Source organism: Kitasatospora sp. NPDC091257, from assembly GCF_044757675.1.
GTDB lineage: Bacteria > Actinomycetota > Actinomycetes > Streptomycetales > Streptomycetaceae > Kitasatospora > Kitasatospora lactacystinica.
In genome coordinates this window covers 1-3,458 of the sequence record NZ_JBIVVI010000995.1, presented here as the reverse complement: position 1 = coordinate 3,458, position 3,458 = coordinate 1, and the positions used below count along the sequence as shown (strand labels likewise).

Here is a 3,458-nt window from a genome sequence, read left to right as displayed (position 1 = left end):
CCCGATGACCCCCTTCGCCGCCCTGCATCACCTCCCCGGCCGTCCGCTGCTGCTCCCCAACGCCTGGGACCACGCCTCGGCCGTCGCCCTCGCCGCCCAGGGACACCCCGCGATCGGCACCACCAGCCTGGGCGTGGCGGCCGTCGCCGGCCTGCCCGACGGTGCCGCCGCCACCCGCGCGGAGACCGTACGGCTGGCGCGCCGGCTCGGGCGGGTCGGCTTCCTGCTCAGCGTCGACGCGGAGTCCGGGTTCAGCGACGATCCGGACGAAGTCGCCGAACTGGCCGTGGAGTTGGCGAAGGCCGGAGCGGTCGGCATCAACCTGGAGGACGGTCGGGCGGACGGTTCGCTGACCCCCGTCGACCGCCATGCCGCCAAGATCGCGGCGGTGAAGGCAGCCGTGCCGGAGCTGTTCGTCAACGCCCGCACCGACACCTACTGGTGCGGGCAGGACGCCCCCGAGGCGGGGGCACTCCGGCGCCTGGACGCCTACCAGCAGGCGGGCGCGGACGGCGTGTTCGTCCCCGGGCCGGCCGATCCGGCGGCCATCGGCCGGCTGGTCGGCGCGCTCTCCGTCCCGCTGAACATCCTCTGGACGCCGGCCGGCCCGGGCCTCGCCGAGCTGGCCGCGCTCGGGGTGGCCCGGGTCAGCCTGGGCTCGCTGCTGTACCGCGCGGCACTGGCGGCGGCGGTGGCCACGGCGGCGGCCGTCGCGGCGGGCGAGCCGGTCGGTCCGGTGCCGGGGTACGCGGAGGTGCAGGCCCTCAGCGGGAGTTGAGCGTCTCCGGGGAGCGGTCACGGGCGGCCCTGGACCGGCGCCCCAGGGACCGGCGCCCTCAGCCCTGCTGGCGGGTGGTCCAGGCCGCCTCGATCCCGTCCAGGATGACGTTGACGCCCCGGGCGAAGCTGCTGTCCCGGCCCGCCGCGATCTCGTCCGGAACCTCGGTGGTGTACAGCCGGTGCAGCCGCGGGAACTCCTTGGTGGCCTCGGTGACGGCGGGCAGGAGCCGGTTCATCCACTCCTGCTCGTCGTGGCCGCTGCGGGCCAGCGAGCTCACCCAGGCGGCCTCCACGCAGGCGGTTCCGATGGTGTAGCCCATCACGGCGCTCATCGCGTCGTTCGCCTCGCCGATCTCGAAGCCGGCCGTTTCCAGGACGGTCAGCAGGGCCTCGGAGAGCCGCATCCAGTTGGGGCCGAGGTAGATCATCCCGACGTCGCCGATCACCGAGACCATCCACGGGTAGCGAATGATGGTCGCGCGCATGCTCTCGGCGGTCTCCATGACCTTCGTGCGCCAGACCTTCGGGTCCTCGGAGCCCTCGGCCTCCGGCTGCGGGAGGGTGCCGAAGACCTGGTCGACGACCAGGGCGAGCAGTTCCTCCTTGTTGGCGACGTGGGTGTAGAGCGAGGTCGCGCCGGCGTTCAGCCGGGCGGCGAGCTTGCGCATGCTCAGCGCATCGATGCCGTCGGAATCCAGCAGCGCGAAGGCCTCGGCGACGATCTGCTCGCGGCTGAGGGAGGGCTGCTCCCGCCGTCGCTGGGGGCGGTTCCACGGCAGGGGGATGCCCGGGGTCGTGCCGTCCTCTGATTTGGCCGCCATCGGGCCCTCCTCGCCAGTCGTCGATCGCCGGACCCGGTCCGGTGCGGCGCAGCTTGCCATAGGTTGCTGCGAACAGTGTACGGCGCCACGAACGGTGTGCGGAGGTCGAACGATGTACGGCATTGCGAACAGTGTGCGGTGTCCGTACAGTGTTCGGAGCGGCGCACACCGTACCCCTGGGGACGGAGGGCGGTGTGCCCGCGACGACTTCCGCGCGGCTCCGGCCGGCCACGGCCACGGCTCGCGCGCTCATTCCAAAGCCCGAAGCCCGAAGCCCGGGTTCGCAGCGAGAAGTTCAAACCCGGGTTCGACGCGAGAAGTTCAAAGGGGGAAAACGCCGTGCAACGTCATCCGCAGCGCTGGCTCATTCTGGTCGTGCTCTGTCTCAGCAGCCTGGTGCTGGTGATCGACAACATGGTGCTCACGGTCTCCATCCCGCCGATCGCGGAGGACCTCAAGGCCGGGGCGCAGGACATCCAGTGGATCATCGACTCGTACATCCTGGTCTTCGCCGGCCTGCTGCTCACCTCGGGCAGCCTCTCCGACCGCTTCGGACGGCGGAAGGTGATGATCGTCGGACTCGCGTTGTTCGGCGCGGCCTCACTGGTCGCGGCCTACGCCGGCAGCTCCGGTGAACTGATCGCCGGGCGCGTCCTGATGGGCGTCGGCGGCGCACTGGTCATGCCGAGCACGCTCTCCATCCTGATCACCGTCTTCGACGACGAGGAGCGCCCGAAGGCGATCGCCGCCTGGACCGCCGTGGCCATGATCGGCCTGGTCGGCGGTCCGGTGCTGGGCGGCGCGCTGATCGCGCACTTCTGGTGGGGCGCGGTCTTCCTGCTCAACGTGCCGATCGCGGCGGTCGCCATCATCGCCGCGGTGCTGCTGATGCCGGAGTCCAAGGGACCGTGGCGCCGACCCGACCTGCCGGGCATGGTGCTGTCGATGGTCGGCATGACGGCGCTGGTCTGGTCGATCATCGTGCTGCCCCGGGACGGCTTCACCAGCGCGAGCACCCTCGGCGCGCTCCTGCTCGCGGTGGCCTCGCTGACCGGCTTCGCCGTCCGGCAGGTCCGCACCGACTCGCCGATGGTCCCGCTCAACCTGTTCCGCAACCGGGTCTTCACCGGCGCCAGCTTCTCGCTCGTCCTGCTGACCTTCGCCACCGGCGGGCTGATGCTGGTCCTCACCCAGTACCTCCAGTTCGTGCTGGAGTTCTCGCCCACCGACACCGGCCTCGCCTTCATCCCGCTGGCCATCGCCTCGCTGGTGTTCAACGCGCTCGGCGCGGTGCTCGGCAAGAAGGTCCCGGCGCGGGTGCTCACCTCGATCGGCATGCTGATCATCGCGGGCGGCTTCGGGCTGCTGGCCACCCTCACGGTCGGCGACGGCTTCACCAAGGTCGCCCTCGCCATGCTGGTGCTCGGCGTCGGCTCCGGCCTCGGCATGCCGGCCGCCGCCAACGCGCTCATGGGCGCCATCCCGAGCGAACACGCCGGCGTCGGCTCCGCGCTCAACGACACCATCCAGCAGTCCGGCGCGGCGCTCGGCGTGGCCATCCTCGGCACCGTGCTCTCCAGCACCTACACCGGTGCGATGCCCGACGCGGCCCCCGCCGCCGCCCGCCACGACATCACCGGCGCGCTCGCGCTGGGCGGCTCCACCGGGGACGGCGGACTGGTCGCGGCCGCCCGGGAGGCGTTCAACACCGCCACCTCCACCACCTTCACGGTGGGCGGCATCGCGGTCGTCGCGGCCGCGGCGCTCACCCTGGTGCTGATGCGCGACGGCCGGAAGACCGCCGACGGGACGGCCGGGGTCCCGACGGAGCCCACGGCCGAGCGGGTCGGCTGACCC

General features: G+C 72.1%; 3 protein-coding genes. 2 read left to right on the top strand and 1 reads right to left on the bottom strand.

Going from position 1 to position 3,458, the window contains the following annotated elements; genetic code table 11:
• Positions 1-778, top strand: a 778-nt coding sequence (locus ACIQOV_RS33300; RefSeq protein ID WP_401054481.1) for an isocitrate lyase/phosphoenolpyruvate mutase family protein, incomplete at its 5' end; no start/stop codon positions are given.
• A 58-nt stretch (positions 779-836) separates the two neighbouring features.
• Here the strand turns inward: ACIQOV_RS33300 and ACIQOV_RS33295 are convergent.
• Positions 837-1,601 carry a TetR/AcrR family transcriptional regulator gene (locus tag ACIQOV_RS33295; RefSeq protein ID WP_401054479.1) on the bottom strand — a complete coding sequence of 255 codons (765 nt, stop codon included), beginning with the start codon at positions 1,599-1,601 and terminating at the stop codon, positions 837-839.
• Positions 1,602-1,940: 339 nt separating this feature from the next.
• On the opposite strand from ACIQOV_RS33295, the gene ACIQOV_RS33290 reads away from it, so the two are divergent.
• Positions 1,941-3,455: an MFS transporter gene (locus tag ACIQOV_RS33290; protein WP_401054477.1), complete on the top strand. Its 1,515-nt coding sequence runs from the start codon at positions 1,941-1,943 to the stop codon at positions 3,453-3,455.
• The last annotated feature ends 3 nt before the right edge of the window (positions 3,456-3,458 follow it).

What these genes read in the sequence shown, in the direction of transcription:
- ACIQOV_RS33295 (WP_401054479.1), bottom strand. Translation starts at nt 1,601, where the DNA reads ATGGCGGCCAAATCAGAGGACGGCACGACCCCGGGCATCCCCCTGCCG.